10 protein-coding genes are annotated in these 18485 nt (G+C 71.8%); 5 read left to right on the top strand and 5 right to left on the bottom strand.

Annotated features, from left to right (window positions below):
* Window positions 1-21: 21 nt before the first annotated feature.
* The 4 genes from ACFU5K_RS24555 to ACFU5K_RS24540 all read left to right on the top strand — a co-directional run bounded on the left by ACFU5K_RS24555 (window position 22) and on the right by ACFU5K_RS24540 (window position 9531).
* Window positions 22-1770, top strand: a complete 1749-nt coding sequence (locus ACFU5K_RS24555) for a right-handed parallel beta-helix repeat-containing protein (RefSeq protein ID WP_384065311.1) — start codon at window positions 22-24, stop codon at window positions 1768-1770.
* A gap of 289 nt (window positions 1771-2059) precedes the next feature.
* Window positions 2060-4786: an alpha-mannosidase gene (locus tag ACFU5K_RS24550; protein WP_384065309.1), complete on the top strand. Its 2727-nt coding sequence runs from the start codon at window positions 2060-2062 to the stop codon at window positions 4784-4786.
* A gap of 53 nt (window positions 4787-4839) precedes the next feature.
* Complete coding sequence (locus ACFU5K_RS24545; protein ID WP_384065307.1) at window positions 4840-7815, top strand: glycoside hydrolase family 2 TIM barrel-domain containing protein; 2976 nt, start codon at window positions 4840-4842, stop codon at window positions 7813-7815.
* 798 nt (window positions 7816-8613) lie between these two features.
* On the top strand, window positions 8614-9531 hold the full coding sequence (locus tag ACFU5K_RS24540) for a TIGR03619 family F420-dependent LLM class oxidoreductase (protein ID WP_384065305.1): 918 nt from the start codon (window positions 8614-8616) through the stop codon (window positions 9529-9531).
* Between the two features lie 56 nt (window positions 9532-9587).
* Here the strand turns inward: ACFU5K_RS24540 and ACFU5K_RS24535 are convergent, their stop codons facing one another.
* The 5 genes from ACFU5K_RS24535 to ACFU5K_RS24515 all read right to left on the bottom strand — a co-directional run bounded on the left by ACFU5K_RS24535 (window position 9588) and on the right by ACFU5K_RS24515 (window position 15883).
* Window positions 9588-13139: a S8 family serine peptidase gene (locus ACFU5K_RS24535; RefSeq protein WP_384065303.1), complete on the bottom strand. Its 3552-nt coding sequence runs from the start codon at window positions 13137-13139 to the stop codon at window positions 9588-9590.
* A 349-nt stretch (window positions 13140-13488) separates the two neighbouring features.
* Window positions 13489-13695, bottom strand: a complete 207-nt coding sequence (locus ACFU5K_RS24530) for a hypothetical protein (protein ID WP_384065301.1) — start codon at window positions 13693-13695, stop codon at window positions 13489-13491.
* A 195-nt stretch (window positions 13696-13890) separates the two neighbouring features.
* Window positions 13891-14496, bottom strand: a complete 606-nt coding sequence (locus tag ACFU5K_RS24525) for a TetR/AcrR family transcriptional regulator (protein WP_384065299.1) — start codon at window positions 14494-14496, stop codon at window positions 13891-13893.
* A gap of 100 nt (window positions 14497-14596) precedes the next feature.
* Window positions 14597-15019: an SDR family NAD(P)-dependent oxidoreductase gene (locus tag ACFU5K_RS24520; RefSeq protein WP_384065297.1), complete on the bottom strand. Its 423-nt coding sequence runs from the start codon at window positions 15017-15019 to the stop codon at window positions 14597-14599.
* 339 nt (window positions 15020-15358) lie between these two features.
* The gene (locus ACFU5K_RS24515) at window positions 15359-15883 is read right to left on the bottom strand and encodes a maleylpyruvate isomerase N-terminal domain-containing protein (RefSeq protein WP_384065295.1); all 525 of its coding nucleotides are present in this window, start codon (window positions 15881-15883) and stop codon (window positions 15359-15361) included.
* A gap of 457 nt (window positions 15884-16340) precedes the next feature.
* On the opposite strand from ACFU5K_RS24515, the gene ACFU5K_RS24510 reads away from it, so the two are divergent.
* Window positions 16341-18485 (top strand): ATP-binding protein (locus ACFU5K_RS24510; RefSeq protein WP_384065293.1); only part of this gene is annotated, 2145 nt, incomplete at its 3' end.

Raw genomic sequence — 18485 nt, 5'->3', positions numbered from 1 at the left:
GCTTCCGAACGAGGAGTACGTGTGGCGCTGCGCACCACGGTCGACGTCACGGAGTTCGGCGCGGACCCCGGGGGCACCCAGGACAGCGCTGCGGCGGTCTCCGAGGCCCTGCGCACGGCCTGTGCCGTGTCGCACCCGGTGACCGTGCGGTTCCCGCCGGGCCGGTACCACCTGTATCCGGAGCGGGCCGAACGCCGTGTACTGTACGTCTCCAACACCGTGGGCGCCGACCGGCGGTACCTGTCCAAGACCGTCGCGCTGCTCGTGGAGAACGCCCGCGACCTGGTGGTCGACGGCCGGGGCGCGGCCTTCGTGCTGCACGGCGCGCAGACGGCGTTCGCGGCGATCGACTCGGCCGACGTCCGGTTCGAGGGGTTCTCCTTCGACTACGTCTCGCCCCGGGTCGTCGACGCCACGGTGGCGGACGCCGGCACGGACGGGGTCACGGCCTGGCGGGAGCTGGCCCTGCCCGCGGACACCCGCTTCCGGATCGACGGCACCACCGTCACCTGGCTCGGCGAGGCGCGCCCCGGGGACGGCGAGCCATACTGGAGCGGCACGGACGCGATGGAGTACACGCAGGTCCACGATCCGGCGGCCCGGCGCACGTGGCGGGACCGCAACCCCCTGTTCGACGACGTGGCCGCGGTCCGCGAACTCCCGGGCCGGCGCCTGCGCCTGGCCTACCGCCACGCCGACGCCCCCCGCGACGTCGGGCTCGTCTACCAGATGCGCACCACGGTGCGCGACCACCCGGGCGCGTTCGTGTGCGGCAGTGAGCGGGTGGAGGTTTGCGACGTCTCGGCGCACTATCTGCACGGCTTCGGTCTCGTGGGGCAGATGAGCAGGGACCTGACCGTGCGTGACGTCCGGTTCCGCGCCGACCCGGCCACCGGTCGCACGTCGGCCGGGTTCGCCGATTTCATCAACCTGTCGTCGATGGCCGGACACGTACGGATCGCCGACTGCGTCTTCGACGGGCCGCACGACGACCCGGTCAACGTCCACGGCACCTACCTGGTGCTGGTCGACCGGGTCGCGGACGACGTGGTGACGCTGGCCTACCGGCACCCGGAGACCGCCGGTTTCCCCGCGTTCCGGGCCGGGGACACGATCGAGTTCACCGCTCGCGCCACCCTGGACGGCGCGGCCGGCCACACCGCGTGCGTCACCGCCGTCGACGGCCCCCACGACCGGGGCGACGCGTACGACCGTCGCCTGATGACCGTGAGCCTGGACCGTCCGCTGCCGTCCGCCGTCACGCCGGAGTACTGGGTCGCCGAGAACGTCACCGCCACGGCGTCGGTCGCCGTCGTGGGCAACCACTTCGTCAACGTGCCCACGCGCGGTGTCCTGGTGACCACCCGGCAGCCGGTCGTCATCGAGAACAACGTCTTCGACGGCGTGACCATGGCCGGCGTCTACGTCTCCGCCGACGCCGAGGAGTGGTACGAGTCCGGGCCGGTCGCCGACCTGACGATCCGGGACAACACCTTCCTGCGTCCGGCCACGCCCGCGGTCCTCGTCGCGCCGACGAGCACCGTCCTCGACCCCGCTCACCCGGTGCACCGCAACGTGCGCGTCAGCGGCAACGAGTTCATGGACGCCCAGGCCCCGGTCGTCCGCGCCCGCTCGGTCGGCGGACTCGCCGTCACCGGCAACCGCCTGACGGGGACGGCCGCCGGGGCTTTCCCCGAGGCCGCCCTCGTGGCCGCCGAGGGCTGCTCGGACGTGGTGGTGGAAGGGACCTCCGGGGTCCTCGGGCCGTGAAGGGGAGGGCCGCCGACCACCGTCGAAGGGGACGCGGGCGGCCGGCCCGCCGGACATGTGTGACACGGAGCCTTGACACCCGACCGCACGGGAGCGCACACTTCCCACCAATTAACAACATCCCGTAAGGGGTGTTCAGACGGCTCACGACTGCGCCGGCCCACGACTGCGCGGCCCGCCCCCCGGCGGTTGTGCCGCACCGGGCCCGCCGCCGGTCCCCCGAGGCGACCGCACACCCGGCGGGCGCCGAGTACACCGCGCCCCGCCCGCACAGAAGGCCCCGCTCCTGATGCAGAAATCCGCCGTGTTCGTGCCCCACTTCCACTGGGACCGGGAGTGGTACGAGCCGTTCCAGGTGTTCCGGCACCGGCTGGTCGCCGCCCTCGACAGCGTGCTGGAGGCGGCCGAGGCCGACCCCGACTTCCGGTTCACCGTCGACGGGCAGATGGCCGCGATCGAGGACTATCTGGAGATGCGGCCGGAGAACCGCGACCGGGTCGCGGCCCTGGTCGCCTCCGGCCGGCTTGCCATCGGGCCGTGGCTGATCCTGCTCGACGAATTCCTCTGCTCCGGCGAGACCATCGTGCGCAACCTGCGGATGGGCTGGGAGGCCGCGGCACGACTCGGCGGCCCGATGCCGATCGGCTACCTCCCCGACATGTTCGGCCACATCGCCCAGATGCCGCAGATCCTGGCGCGCGCCGGCATCGCCCACGCGGCCCTGTGGCGCGGTGTGCCCGGCACGGTCGAGGGCCACGCCTTCCGCTGGCGCGCCCCCGACGGCTCCGAGGTGCGCACCGAGTTCCTCTTCGACGGCTACGACAACGGCCTCGACGTCCTGCTGGTCCCCGACAGGATCGGCCCCGCCCTCGGCGAGTACGCGCGGGCGACCGCCGGACGTTGGGGCGGCGATCCGGTGCTGGCGATGGCCGGGACGGACCACAACGCGCCCGACCCGCGACTGGCGTCCTGGCTGCGGCGGGCCTCTGGCGAACAGCACGCCATCACCGTCGCGACGCTCGACGAGTACATCCGCACGCACGTGCGCGACGAGGTGTCCACCGTCATCACCGGCGAGCTGCGCAGCCATGTGCGCGGCAACATCCTGCCAGGGGTGCTCTCCGTACGGTTCGGCCTCAAGCAGCGCATGGCCGTCGCCGAGCGCACCGTCGACCACGCCGAGCGGATGAACGCGCTGTGGTCCGGACAGGGCGCCGGACCGTTCCTCTCCCTGGCCTGGCACAAGATCATCGAGTCGACGGCGCATGACTCGGTCGTCGGCTCCGGCACCGACGAGACCTGTGACCAGGTGGAGGCCCGGCTGGCGGAAGCCGCGCAGGCGGCGCGCGCGGTCCGGGACGCGGCCCTCGCCGCACCGGCCGCCCGGGTGCCGGGCGACGCCCATCTGGTCGCCAACCCCCTGCCCTTCCCCCGCTCGGCGCTGGTCGAGGTGGACGTCGCCGCACCCGAGCGGGGATCGGCACTGGCGGCGACGGGCGCGGACGGCTCGGTCCGTCCGGTGCAGTTGGTCTCCGAGGCGCCCACCGTGCTCAGCGACGAACGGATGGACGCCTCGCACCTGGAGCGCGTGCTGCGCCGCATCCACCGGCGCGAGCTCTTCGGCCGTCTCATCGACCGCTACGACATCGCCCCGCACTCCCTCGTCTTCCACCTCGCCGAGGTCCCCACCGCCGGTCCGTTCGACCTGATGGTCCTGCGCCGCGAGGTTGCCGAGGCCGCCGTGGCGCATCCGGGGCAGTGGCGGGTGGCGACGCTGGAGGAGGCGCGGGCCACCGCCCTGGTGCCCGTGGCCGTCCCCGCCTCGGGGCTCGCGAGCTTCCGGGTCGGCCCGAGCGACGGGAGCGCCGCGCCCGTCGCGCCCGCGCGGGCGAGCGCGACGGCGCGCACGCTGTCCAACCACCTGGTCGAGGCCGTGATCGCCGCGGACGGCACCCTGGACGTGACCGGGGCCGACGGCACCGTGCTGCGCGGAGTCGGCCGCCTCGTCGACGGGGGCGACCGCGGCGACAGCTACAACTACGCTCCCCCGGCGCACGACACCCTCGTGTCCCGGCCGACGCAGGTCACGGTAGAACCGCTGGAGAGCGGCCCGCTGCGCGCGAGGACCCGCGTCACCCGCGTCTACGAGTGGCCCGCAGCGCTGTCCGACGACCGTGACCTGCGCGGCGAACGGACCGTGCCGACCCCGGTGGAGACGCTGGTGGAGGTACGCGCGGGTGAGCCCTTCGTCCGCCTGACCACGGCGTTCCTGAACCAGTCCGCCGACCACCGGCTGCGTCTGCACGTGCCGCTGCCCGAACCGGCGACGGTGTCCGCGTCCGCCGGGCAGTTCGCCGTCACCGAGCGGGGCCTGACCGCGGAGGGCGGCTGGGGCGAGTACCCGCTGCCGACCTTCCCGGCGAGCTCGTTCGTCTCGGCCGGTGCCGCCACCGTCCTGCTCGACCACTGCGGCGAGTACGAACTCGTCGACGAGGGTGGAGAGTTGGCCCTCACCCTGCTGCGCGCCATCGGCTCGATCAGCGTCAACATCCACCCCCTGCGCGACGAGCCGGCGGCGAGCGAGATCCCCGCACCCGGCGCCCAGGAACTCGGGGTGCGGATCGAGAACCGGATCGCCGTCCTGCCCTCGGCGCGCGGCTGGCAAGCGGCCGGCGCGGTCGCCCTCGCCGAGGAGTTCCGCAACGACGTGCTCGTCGTCCGGGGCAGCGCACCCGTCGGGGGGCAACTGCCGCCGGACGCCTGCGGAGTGCGGGTCGAGGGCGAGGACGTCCTCGTCTCGTGCGTCCGCCGCGTCGCCGACGACGAGCGCGGTGGCGGGACCGAGGTGCGGCTGGCCGCGATGAGCGACGCGGGTACGAGCGTCCGTGTGACCGGCGACTTCACCGAGGCCGCCACGGTGGACCTGCTCGGCCGCCCCTTGGGCGCGGAACCGGTCCCGGACGGTCTCGAACTCGCCCTCGGGCCCTGGGAGATCCGCACCGTCGTGCTCCGGTAGACGCCCGCTCCGCCCGCCCGGACCCTCCGCCACCAAGAAGGGGTTGTGACCCTGTGCCCTGCGAATCCTCCGCGTACGTCTCGGACACCGCACCCGGACGCGGGTCGCTGCGCCCGGCCCGCTCCTGGCTGCACTCCGACGTCGCCCGCCTCCCGCTGAACGGGCCCTGGCGCTTTCGCCTGTCGCCGACGGCCTCGGTGGCGGAGGAGTTCGCGGCCGAGGGCTTCGACGACAGCGACTGGGACGACATCCCGGTGCCCTCGCACTGGGTGCTCCGGGACGACGGCGCCCACGGCCGGCCCCTCTACACGAACGTGCAGTTCCCGTTCCCCATCGACCCGCCCCACGTCCCGGACGAGAACCCCACCGGCGACTACCGCAGGCACGTCGAGATTCCCGCCGACTGGTCGGGCACCGGGCGCGTCCTGCTGCGGTTCGACGGGGTGGAGTCGCTGTTCAGGGTGTGGGTGAACGGCGTCGAGATCGGCAGTGCGGCCGGCAGCCGCCTCACCCACGAGTTCGACGTGACGCGGGCGGTGCGGCCGGGGGACAACGTCGTCGCCGTGCGGGTGCACCAGTGGTCGGCGGCCAGCTACCTCGAGGACCAAGACCAGTGGTGGCTGCCCGGCATCTTCCGTGACGTCACCCTGATTGCCCGGCCCGCCGCCGGCATCGAGGACGTCTGGCTGCGCACCGGGTTCGAGGACGGGCGCGCAAGCGTGGACCCGGAGATCACCGCCGACGCGGCGGCGTTCCCGGTCACGCTGCGCATCCCCGAACTCGGTGTCGACAGGACGTGGGCCACGGCGGCCGACGTGGTCCCGTTCGACGTCGGCGGCGTGGAGCCCTGGTCGGCCGAACGGCCCCGGCTGTACGACGCCACGGTGTCGTCGGCGGCGGAGAGCGTCGCGCTGCGCGTGGGCTTTCGCACCGTCGAGATCCGTGGCGACCGGTTCCTGGTCAACGGCCGCCGCGTCGTCTTCCACGGCGTGAACCGCCACGAGGCCCACCCCGAGCGCGGCCGGGTCTTCGACGAGGACCACGCCCGCGAGGACCTCGCCCGCATGAAGCGGTTCAACGTGAACGCGATCCGCACCAGCCACTACCCGCCGCACCCCCGCCTGCTGGATCTGGCCGACGAACTCGGGTTCTGGGTCGTGCTGGAGTGCGACCTGGAGACGCACGGCTTCGACAAGGTCGACTGGACCGGCAACCCCAGCGACGACCCCGCGTGGCGCGAGGCGTACCTCGACCGGATCCGGCGCACCGTGGAACGGGACAAGAACCACCCCAGCGTCGTGATCTGGTCGCTCGGCAACGAGGCGGGCACCGGAAGCAACCTCGCCGCGATGTCCGCGTGGGTCCACGCCCGCGACACCGGACGGCCCGTGCACTACGAGGGCGACCACACCGGCGAGTACACGGACGTCTACTCGCGCATGTACGCGTCCGTGCCCGAGATCGAGCGGATCGCGGCCGACGACTCCCCCGCGACCCTGATGGACTGCACTCCCGCGCAGAGCGTGAGGCAGCGCGGCAAGCCGTTCCTGCTCTGCGAGTACGCCCATGCGATGGGCAACGGACCGGGCGGACTCGATCAGTACGAGGCACTGGTCGACCGGCATCCGAGACTTCACGGCGGTTTCGTCTGGGAATGGCGCGACCACGGCATCCTGACCACGACCCCGGACGGCACGCCCTACTTCGGGTACGGCGGCGACTTCGGAGAGGTCGTCCACGACGCCAACTTCGTGATGGACGGCCTGGTGCTGAGCGACGACGTCCCGACCCCCGGCCTCCACGAATACAAGGCGGTCGTCCAGCCGATCCGCTTCGCCTTCGACGCCGACGAGGTCGCCGTCACGAACCTGCGGCACTCGGCCGACACCGGCGACCTGCGTTTCGTCTGGCGGGTCGAGCACGAGGGGACCATCGTGGCCCGCGGAGACCTGGACGTCCCGGTCGTCGCCGTGGGCGGCACTCGGCGCGTGCCGCTGCCCCCGGTCCCGGTGGCGCGGGACGCGGAGACGTGGCTCACCCTCGACGCCGTCCTCGCCGCCCCCACCTCGTGGGCGCCCGCCGAGCACGTCGTCGCCACGGCCCAGTCGGACCGGTCGGCGCCGCGTCCCACGCCCGCCGTCCGGCACCGGTCCGGCTGGCGGCTCGGCGACGGCACGCTGAGGCTCGCGTTCGCGGAGTTCGCGGGCGGGTCCCTCGTGGGCCTGGCCGGCCGCGCCGTGACCGGCCCGCGGCTGGAGCTGTTCCGCGCCCCCACCGACAACGACGAGGGCACGTCCGACGACCTGGAGGACAGCGACGCCACCGTCGCCGGTGTCTCGCACGCCGAACTCTGGCGGCGCGAGGGCCTGGACCGGCTGACCGCACGCCGCCTCTCGGTGACCTGTACGGCGGACGCCCTGCGCACCGTCGACCGGGTCTCGGCGGCGAACTCCGCGTCGTGGGTGATGACGGAGTCCGTCTGGTCGGTCGAGGGCGACGAGCTCGAACTGCGGGTGGAGATCGAGCCGTCGAGCGGTTGGACGACGGTGTGGCCGCGGATCGGGATCCGCTTCGACCTGCCCGACGGCGCCGCTCCCGTCGACGGCGTCACGTGGTTCGGCCTGGGCCCGCTGGAGTCGTATCCGGACAGTGCCCGCGCGGCCCGCACCGGGCGCTTCTCCTCGGCCGTCCGCGACATCGGCGTCGACTACGCGAGGCCGCAGGAGACCGGGCACCGCGCCGGGCTGCGACGGCTGACGCTGGCGAGCGCGGACACCGAGGTGCTGCACGTCACCGCCCTCGCGGACCGGCTGGGCCGCCGCCCCGGCTTCACGCTCGCCCGGCACACCCCCCAGCAGATCGCACGAGCGGGACACCCGTACGAGCTGCCGGATTCGACCACGACCTACCTGATCGTCGACGCCGCCCAGCACGGGCTCGGCTCCCGGTCCTGCGGCCCCGACGTGCGGCCCGGGTTCGCGCTGCGCCCCGAGGCCCGCACGATCAGGCTCCGCTGGGCCAGGGCCTGACGGTCACGGCGCCCGGGCCGATGGCGCGGGGCGGGGCGGGGGCGGGACCGAGTCCGCGGTCTGCTGGGCGGGACAACGGGGTGGCGATCGCTCGGCGCTCTCGCAGCTGTGCTCGCCGCGGCCGAGGCGGCGGGCCGGCGACATCGGTTCAGCCCCGCGAAGATCCCCGCGGTCAGCCTGACGGGGAGGGGCCGGGAGGGGCCCATCCGGTGCGCCACTCCCGGTGTGGCGGTACCGGGCGGCACCGTCACCTTCCCCGCGGTGGCGCCCCAGCCGGCCCCGCCCCCGGCCACCGGGGTCCCGGCGTACTGCGAGGTGACCGTCACCCTCGCTCACCCCGGTGCCGGCGACCACGAGCACATCAGGATCTGGCTGCCGGAGACCGGCTGGATTCGAGAAGGATCTGAAGAACAATCTGTACCGGATCTGGAATCGTCTCTCCTCCGGCACCTATTTTCCGCCCCCGGTGCGTGCGGTGGAGATCCCCAAGAAAGGGGGCGTCCGCACGCTGGGCGTGCCCACGATCGGGGATCGTATCGCCCAGACGGTGGTTGCCGGGGTGCTGGAGGCAAAGGCCGAGCCGGTCTTTCATCCGGACTCCTACGGCTATCGTCCCGGCCGGGCGGTCGGCGACCTCCTCGGGTGTCTCGTCGGCGCGTCACCCACGTACGGAGTTCACCGGTCGCCGCGGGCGACCAGTAGATACTTATAGTTGTGGCGACCATCGGCCCAGGCTCGGCAACAGCCCGCGACATGTGACGAGAAATGAGCACGTGCCGCCCAGTGGAGGAAACACACATGCGACTAGGACTGGCCCTTCCGACCTTCGGTCCGGACGCGGGGCCGGAGGCCATTATCGAGGTCAGCCGCACCGCCGAGGACATGGGATACGACTCCCTGTGGTGCGGCGACCGCGTGCTGGCCCCGGTCACCCCGAGCGTGCCGTACCCGAGCGGCGACGGCGTGATGCCACGAGCCTTCGAGAACCACATGGACCCCTTGGTGGCGCTGTCGTTCGCCGCAGCGCACACAAGCCGGGTCCGGCTGGGGACGAGCACGCTGAACGGCCTGTGGCAGCCGCCGCTCATGCTCGCCCGGTCGCTGACCACCCTCGACATCCTTTCCCGCGGCCGACTCGATGTCGGCCTAGGGCTCGGCTGGATGCCGGAGGAGTACACCGCGGTAGGTGTGCCCTGGGAAGGCAGGGGCGCGCGGCTCGAGGAGACGCTCGACATCCTGGAGGGCTACTGGGCCGGCGACCTCTACAGCCACGAGGGGCCGCTGTTCACCATTCCGGAGACCAAGGTCGGACTCGAGCCGCACCAGCGGCCCGGACCGCCCGTCCTGCTGGCGGCGTTCACGCCCCGGGGCTTCGGCCGAATCGGGCGCAGGCTCGACGGCTGGCTGCCGGTGGCCATGCCACTGCCGTACCTCATGGGGATGTGGGCCGCTATCGTGAAGGAGGCCGAGGCGGCGGACCGCGACCCCTCCGCGCTGCGCATGGCGCTGCGCGTGAACGTCGAGCTGACCGACATGGAGGCCGGCACCGAAGAGGTCCCGCGGCGCGGAACGCTCGACCAGTATGTCGACTACGCACGGGCTGCCGCCGAGGCCGGTGTGCACGAACTGTTCGTGGACTTCGGACAGCAGGCCACCACACTCACCGAGAGCGTCGACCTGGCCGGCCGCTTCCTCACCGGCGTCCGCGCGGGCTGATCGACGCGGCACCGGGGGCGGGCGAGGACGCGCTGCGGCCCTCGCCCGCCTCTGGCCTACTTGAGCCCGAAAGCCCGGGTGATGTCCTGCCGCACACTGTTGCCGCGCGTGTCGGCGGCGCGGGCGCGCAGGGTGACGAATCGTGCGGTGCGGGGCGCGTCGAGGCGCGTGTGCCAACCTGTGGCCGAGTGGCGCAGATCCGCACGCCGCCAGGTGACACCGTCGTCGTACGAGACGTCCAGGCTCACCGTGCGGACGGTGGCGGTGCCGACGGACCGGGACAGGTGCGAGGCGTTGACCGTCAGGTCGCTGTGGCGCCCGGCCCGGCCCGCGACGTCGGTGCCGGCCCGGTAGTCGAGCTGGATCAGCGGCAACTGGGCCTGCTCGCCGGCCGCTGTGGCGCCGGAGGTGAAGCCCCATTCGGTGCGGGTGGCGGTGGAGTAGGGAGCGGGCCAGGTGTCCCGGGAGTTCTCCGACACCAGGCGATAGGGGAGCGGATCGGGACTGAGCCCGCTGACCGTCATGGTGAGCTGGTATCGGCTCGTCTCGCGGACGAGCGTGTCGCCCTGGTACAGCTTGACGTAGTTGGCTGCGTCGAAGTTGCCGTAGCTGCTGCCCAGATGGGCCGCTCCGGAGTCGCCCCAACCGGGAACCGACACGTACATCTTGTCGTCCTGACGGACCGGGGCGTCGCCGTCGGTCAGCCGGGGCCGCTGGACGGGACCGAACCAGCTGACGCCGTCGGCCGTGCCCGGACGGCGGGTGACCGGGGGCGCGTACTGCCGTTGCTCGTAGGGGATCTCGGCGCGTTCCGAGAACGGCTCGCCGGCCGTGACCCAGTCCGTCCGTTCTCCCACGGCGGGTGCCCGTGAGGGGTTCAGGGCGCTGCTGCCGGCCCGTGCCACGTCGCCGCGGGACTCCAACGCCCGGCCGGCCCGGAAGTTCCGGAAGGAGACGTCGACGCGGGCGAGGCTGCGCTGCCCGGCGCGGTGGGTGAGGTCCGAGGGGATGGAGCCCTCATAGTCGTGGGTCAGGTCGTAGACGTACTCCGTGACCGGGCGGGAGGAGACGTCCAGGCGCGCTCGGCCGGCGGTGGCCCGGGCGATGAGGCGCTCCCCTTCGTCGCGGGTGAGCGTGGCCACCGTCAGCGGCGGGGGAGTGACGGGCGACCAGGTGCCGTCGGGCCAGGGTTGCAGACGGCCGGCCGCGTCGTTGACGACCAGGAGCAGCCGGGCGCCGGCCGCCGCGGCTGCCGCGGCCTGTTCCTCGACGGGCACGGCGTCGTCGCGGCGCACCACGGCGGCCTTGCCCTGCACGTGGCGAGAGGAGTACGCGGCCCGTGCTCCGTCACCGGCGAACACCGTGTCGAGGCGGTGGCGTCCCCGGGGCAGCGGGCTGGCGGCGCGCTCCACGCGCAGGTCGTCGAAGACCTGGTCGCCCGAGTCCACGCTCAGAGCGGGCTGGTTCAGCCGCCAGCGGGTGCCGAACACGAACTCGCCCTCGGTGACCCGCCTGCCGGTGGGCAGTGCCCAGATGCTGTCGGTGGAGTCGTCCTGCCAGCGGGCCGACGACGACCAGTCGTCGTCGGCGAACCCGCGGTAGAGATCCACCCGTGCGCCGTCGGCCGTGCTCGACCGCGGCGGCACGGACCTGACCTGGCGGGCCTTCCTCGCGTCGAAGACCGCGGTACGGTCCTGGCCGAGGTCTATGTCGGTGACCGCGAGCAGTCCCTGCCCGAGTGAGTGCGGCCCGTGGGTGCCCGTCAACGAGGTGTCCAGCCAGGCGGTGTACGTGCCGCGCGGGAGCCGCAGGTCCAGCGTGCCCGACGCGTCCAGTTCCAGCGGCAGCCACAGTCTCTTCGCCGTCAGGATGACGGTGCCGCCGAGTGGTTGACCGGCCCGGTCCAGAGCCTTGAGCGTCAACCGGTGCCGCTCACCCTCCTCGGCGGCGCCGAGGGAGGTGCGGGTGAGGATGCCCGAGGGGCCGTCCGCCGTCAGGAAGCCGGCCAGCGCCCGGTCGGCGGGCACCTGGTCGTAGTGCGCGGTCACGGTGACGGAGGCGGTGCCGTGCGCCGGGACGGTGAGTCGCGGGGCCGACACCGTGAACAGGCCGTCGGCCGTGTCCGGGGTGCCCGTCGACAGACGGAGGGAGACCGGGGTGTCTGCCGTGTTGGTGTAGGTCACCTTCCGGTCGGTGGTCGTGCCGGGTGCGGTCGGCCAGGTGCGCAGGCCGAAGTCGGCGCTGCCGGTGGCGAACACGGTGGCCGCCGTCGTCGCGGCGACGTCCAGTCGGCCGGTGCCGCCCTCGAAGGGGTTGTACCGGGGGGTCGCGCGGGTGGTGCTGACCAGTGCGTCCTTCAACTGGCGGCCCGTCCAGTCCGGGTGCTCGGCCGCCAGCAGAGCGGCGGCGCCCGCGACGTGCGGCGTGGCCATGGAGGTGCCGCTCAGGGTCTGGTACAGGCCGGCGCCCTCGGGCGCGTACTGGGAGCGTGCCGCGAGGATGTCCACCCCGGGAGCCGTGAGGTCGGGTTTGACGCCCCGGTCGCCCGGCCGCGGGCCGCGGCTGGAGAAGTCGGCGAGGACGTCGGAGCCGTCCACGGCTCCGACGGTCAGCGCGGCGTCGGCCACGCCCGGCGCTCCCACGGTGAAGCCCTCGGGGCCTGAGTTGCCCGCCGCCACGGTGAACAGTGCTCCGGTCTCCTCGCTGAGCCGGTCGACTGCCGTGCTCAGAGGATCGGTGCCGTCGGTGGGCGGACCGCCCAGACTCATACTGATGATTTTCGCGTGCTGGTTGCGGGCGGCCCACTCCATGCCGGCCAGGAGCCAGGACGTCTGGCCCTCGCCGTCGTCGGAGAGCACCTTGCCGACGTGAAGGCGCGCGCCCGGCGCCACGCCCCTCTCGCGGCCGCCGGAGGCGGCACCGGTGCCGGCCAGGGTGGACGCCACGTGGGTTCCGTGGCCGTTGCCGTCCACGGCGGACTCCCCCTCGGTGAAGTTCTCGCTCGTCACGACACGGTCGGCCAGATCTGGGTGTTCCGCGTCCACACCGGTGTCGAGGACCGCGACGTCCACGCCCTTGCCGGTGTTGCCCGACGCCCACACCTTCGGCGCGCCGACCTGGGCGGTGCTGTCGGCGAGGTCCGCCTTCACCTTCCCGTCCAGCCAGATCTTGGCGATGCCGAGCCCCAGCCGGGGCGCGCCCCCGTCACGGTGTGCCGCCGTACCGCCGGACGTTGCCGACGTCCAGAAGGCGTCCGACCGGTCCGCGTCCAGTGCGGCGCCCCCGATGCTCGTCAGGCTTCGCGTCGCACCGACGCCCCGCGCTCTCGCCAGGCCGCGAGAGGGGGCGGTGCCGCTGTAGGTGACGATCAGCGGCAGCCGGTCGCGGTGGGCGTCGTCGTAGCCGTACGCGAGGAGCCGGGTGACGTTGAACAGCTCCCGGTCCAGCGATCCGGCGGCCAGATACGGCAGCGCCTCGCGCGGATACACATAGGTGTCCGTGCCGGACCGGTGGGTCTCGAATCCGGTGTATCTGCCGTCCGGACCCCGTACGACATGGCTCGGTGTGCCGTCGGCGTCCCTGGTGACGATGACCTCGTCACCAGTCACCAGGGTGACCGTCTGAGCGGCGGGTGTCCCGGACGGCGCGGACATGGACGCGGGAGCGGGTCGGGATATGGCGGCGTGTGTGGGTGAGGCGGCCAGCACTGCCGCGACGACGCACAACGCGGTCAATCTGCTGAGGCGGCAGGAGGGAAGCGACAAGTTGTACCCCCAGAGAGTGCGCGGACCGGTCTGGGGATTCTGTGCTTGGCGCCGCGGTTCTATGCGCGCCTACGTGTCATGTTTGTGGCATGTCCCATCGTGGACATCCCTGGATGTCGGTGGGAAAGGCGCATGCCTCCTCGGCACGCGACTCTCCCAAATGTTTCGGCCCCTCGGAACATGTATGGCCGCCTCAAGTCGCCGCGCACATCCGGGCGTGTCCGGCGTTCAGGTGTGGCGAGCGGTTACTTATTACGGCGTAATAGGAGAGGCGGGAGGGCAGCGGCTGCACCGGGTCAGGGCGGCCGCGCTCGGCGATGGCGTAAACCGTGGCGTTGGTGTTGTTGGAGGGGATGACGGAGGCGTGCTGATCGAACGTGCCGCGACTGAGCGGCCGCATCGGTGAGACGCCGATGGTGAAGCCGCGACCGGGGAGAAGCCCTCTTCGAGGCCGCCGCTGATGTCGCGGGCCCTGCGGTGTCCGGCTTCCACCGCGCCGTCGAGGCAGGCGAGCAGGACGTCGTCGGGCGTGGTCGCCGGGCCGACGGCGAGCGGGCCGCGAGCACGGAGCCGGCCGTGCCTCCTCCGACGAGGATCACGTCATGGCGGAATCCTGAGTGCTCATGACGCGATGGGTTGGGGCAGTGCCGGGGCAGAGGCCGTCCATGACGATGTCCAGGACACGGCAGGCGGTATGTTCCGGGTCGGAAGAGCCGTCGAGGTTCCAGACGTAGGACATGAGCAGGAGAACCTCACCGGCCGTGACGTCACTGCGCAGCTGCTTCGCCGTCCTGCACGCGGCCATCAGCTCCGTCAGAACGAGGCGGATACGCGTGTAGTACGGGTTCTCGGGGTCCGCACGGGTGGCGGCCCGCACGGCCTGGGACGCCGCGCTGCCGGTCCGCCCGTGAGCGGCGAGCCGCTCCAGCCAGTGGCGCAGTGCCGCCCTGGGATCTTGCCGGGCGATCAGGGGAGCGGTGTCGAGCAGGGCCTCGACCTCGCTCCGGTACACCGTCACCAGCAGGTCCTCGCGGGTGGGGAAGTGCCGGTACACGGTACCCGGGCCGACTCCGGCCAGCTTGGCGATGGGCTTGAGCGTCGCGTCCGGATCCTGGCTGAGGGCCTCGCGTGCGACCGCGATGATACGCGCGCGGTTCGCCTCCGCGTCGCACCGCATCGGGCGGCGGGCGGGGTGCGTCATCGGCGGTCTCCGTTCGGGGCGGTGCTGGGGGCGGCCTCGCCCCGACGGGCCGGCGGCGAGAACACGTGGGGACAGCGGACGGTCGGGACGGGCGTGCTCGTCAGACGACGTGGACCCTGCCGGTGCCGCTTTCGCCGCCCGGTGCCTGGGCTGACAGACCCGAGCACACGCCGTCGGGACCGGTGGACGTCGCGGTGAGCAACGAATCCTCGGCCAGGGCGAGTCGGACAGGGAGCGCCCACTCTGAAGCCGTCCGTCGAATTCTCAGCGTCCCGTCGAGGGACGAGGTGAGTCCCACCATGTTGACCAGGACGTCCAGGCGTCCACTGGACCGTTCGACCAGTTCGGCGGCGCTAGCCACCGAACGTACTCGTCGGGGTCCAGCGGCACGTGCCGCGCGTCGAGATCCCGAGGCACGCAGTTCGCGCTCCGCCCTCCGCCCGGCTTCTTCGCGGCGGGCTCCGACGTACGCCGTCATTCCCGCTTCGGCCAGTTGCCGGGCCACGACACGTGTGTGTGACATGTAGGCAGGCGGACATGATGACATGACCATCAATCTTGTTCGGAAGGAGGAGGATTTGGACTGGTCACGCTAGCAGAACGGTGTGTCGTCGATGAATACATGTGACCACCTCGGGCACCGTACGGAGGACCGGCCTTTTCTGGTCTACCCCTGGATTGGCCCGTCAAGGCCGTGTACCGCCCGTCTTCATACGAGCCCGGGGCGTTTGCAGTGCCGGTTCTCCTTCGGTTCCCTGAGTGCGAGGCACTCGCGTCTGTTGTCCGTGTGGACGTTTCCGTCCGATGTCTTCAATGTACGGAGTCGCCAGGGCCGTGGCATCCGTCAGTCGACTGAGATGCACTACTGAAGCACTGACCCCATGACGTACGTCACGCTGACCCGCTCGTGCATCCACGCGTCCCAGAACGTATGGATGGACTGCACAGACCAGTCGAGGGTCCGGCCCAACGCACCGGTGATCGTCTCGGACGGGTTCGTCTCCGCCTTGGCCCGCAGGAGACGCTCCTCCTCCACGAGCCGAGCCAGCTCCAGCACCGTGTCCTGCGGGCTCTCCCCGGACGACGCCGCCAGCCACTCGGTCGGGGTCACCACCGGATCGAACTCCCGCGTGTGACGGAATCCGGGAAAGGGACCACCGAGCTGGAACACGTGCAGCGCGGCCACGTCGCGGACGTGACGCACCACGTCGTGGACGTTCCACTCGGAGCATCGGGTGGCCGTCCGCCACGTCGCTGCGTCGAGACCGGCCACATACCGCAGGAACCGGGCGCGCTGCGTGGCGTACGCTTCCACTAGGGCGAACGGCCCGTCGCTGTAACCGCTCAGTTCGTCAAGGACCCTGCCGTCTGCCGCACCGGACGTCATGTGGGAAACCTCTTGGCTGTCGAGTGCGCGCGGGCCGCACCGCTCGTGTTTGAGCTTACGTCGTAGATACGTGTGAGCCTGCGGTCCGGGCGACGGACGTGCCGCCCACCGGTGACGGATGGGACGGTATCGCTGCTGTGACATGCTGCGACGGCTTGTCCACCGCCATGGGAAACACGCGTTCCGTCATCGACGTCGGCCGTTACATGGTTGATCGGATATGCGGCTCCCTTTACTCTGGCCGCGTATGGAGAATTTTCGACCACAATGAGCGAAAAGGTGCTTCGACCGGACACATGTGCTGCCTGGTGAAACAAGGCCCAGCAGACCACACCTCCGGGCACATCCAGCAAACGCACCCGTCATCCGGCATGTACCACCCCTCGATGCGGTGGCGGGACTCAGGGTTCCGCGATGATCGGGCCGGTCCTGCCGGCGGTGAAAGGAGTGGGGGACCGTGGAGTCGCTCGTCAGGACAATGGTCGGTCGGGACGGGGAGCAGGCGGCACTGTCCGCCTTCGTGGCCGCACTCGAGGGACAGTCGCTCGTCCTGAGGGGCGAGACGGGAGTGGGCAAGAGCGCTCTGCTGGACCATGTCACGGATCTGGCGCAGGAGGAGTACCGGGTGATCAGGGCCGCCGGAGTCGAGGCTGAGTCCGACCTTCCGTTCGCCGGCCTGCACCAGTTCCTGTATCCGCTGCTCCCCTTCATCGACGGCCTCGACGCCGGCCACGGAGCCGTGTTCGACGCCGTCTTCGGGCGCACCGTCGGACGGCCTCCGTCGGTCATGGCACTCGGCATCGCGGTCCTCGACCTGCTGTCCGTGGCGGCATCGCGCAAGCCGATACTGCTGGTGCTCGACGACGGCCAGTGGCTGGACTCGTCCAGCGCCGAGGTGTGCGGTTTCGTGGGGCGCCGGCTCACGGGCAGTTCCGTGAAACTCGTGGTGGGTCTGCGCGCCGAGGTCCCGTCGCGGTTCGACACGGCGGCCCTGCCGGAACTGTCGGTGACGGTCTTGCCGGACGAGGCCGCGGAACAGCTGCTGGACCTGCACCACCCGGGGCTGGACGGGCACACCCGGCGCCTGGTCCTGGAGGAGGCCCGTGGCAATCCGCTGGCGCTGTTGGAGCTTCCTCTATATGTGAGCGGCGGGCATCTGGGGCACAGCGCCGAGGAGTTGTTCGAATGCCACGCGGTTCCGTTGCCCCGCCGGCTCCAGCACGTGTACGGAACCCGCATCGAGCGGCTCGGCGACGCGGTACGCGGGGAGCTGCTGCGGGGCGCCCTGGACGGCGCGGGGGCGGGAGCCGGGAGTACGGGCGGCCTGCGCTACCGCATGAGGGATGCCGACGAGGCGGTGGCCGCAGCCTTGCTGGACATCGACCCGGTCAGCGGTGACTTTGTCTTCCGGCACCCCCTGGTACGGTCGACCGTCGTCCAGATGGCCACTCCCAACCAGCGGCGCGCGGCGCACTCCGATCTGGCCGGGTTGCACCGGGAGGACGTGGAGCGGTTCGCGACCCACCTGGCCGCGGCGACGCTCGACCCCGACGAGCAGGTGGCGGCCGCGCTGGAGAAGGCGGCGGACTCGGCGACCAGGCGCGGTGGCGCGATGGCGGCCGTGACCTGGCTGACCCGGGCCGCGGAGCTGAGCGAGAGCCATGAGGACCGCTCCAGGCGGCTGGGTGACGCAGCGTTCATCGCCGGGCATGCCGCCCTCCTGGGCCAGGCGCAGCAGCTTGTCCACTCCGACGTGACGCAGGGCCGACAGGAATCCCCGGCCTCCGTGCTCACCTCGGCGTACGTCGCGCTGTACGAGGACGGTGATGTGCGCTCGTCCCCGCGCCAGGTCATGGCGGCGATCGAGAACATGCGCGACGAGGGGTTCAAGGAGCCGCCGGAGGTCAGCAACCGGCTGGTGAACCTCCTGCTCGCCATCAACCAGTACGCCAGCGATCACACGGTGTGGCAGCGCGCCCATGAACTGCTCGGCTCGATGGGCGACCTGGTCCCGCCGAGCTCACTGATCTACCAGGACGCCTGGAGCGACGTCGTGAGCCGCGGGGCCGGACTGCGCAAACGGGTGGAGAACGCCTTCGCCGATCTCCCGGCCATGGAGCCGTGGGACGTCACACGCCTGGCCGTCGCCGCATATCACGTCGACACGCTGAGCCACTACCGCCCCCTTCTGCAGCGCACCGTCGACCGAGAGGTGGAGACGGGGGCCGTGGCCAACGGCATGACCATGTTGCATCTGATCATGCTCGACCAGATGGCGGTCGGGGAGTGGGACGAGGCGGAGCGCACGGGAGAGCGTGTGCTGAACCTGACGACGTCCCACGGCCATGTCCTGTTCGGCTACCACAGCCGCGCCTATCTGGCCCTTCTGGCCGCCATGCGCGGCGAGAAGGACCGCGCGCGTGAGCTGCAGGCCGCCGTCGACTCCTGGGCCCGGCCGCGCGGCGTGGGCTTCCTGACCCAGATCGCCGACGCGGTCGGCACGGCGTCGGCCCTCAGCGAGGGGGACTACGAGGCCGCCTACCTGTACGCGATCGGCATCACACCCCCCGGATCGTTCGCCTCCAGCATGCACCAGGCCGCG

Source organism: Streptomyces sp. NPDC057428 (assembly GCF_042803195.1).
GTDB lineage: Bacteria > Actinomycetota > Actinomycetes > Streptomycetales > Streptomycetaceae > Streptomyces.
Note: the sequence above shows the minus strand (reverse complement) of the source record. Positions and strands in the feature narration are given on the sequence as shown.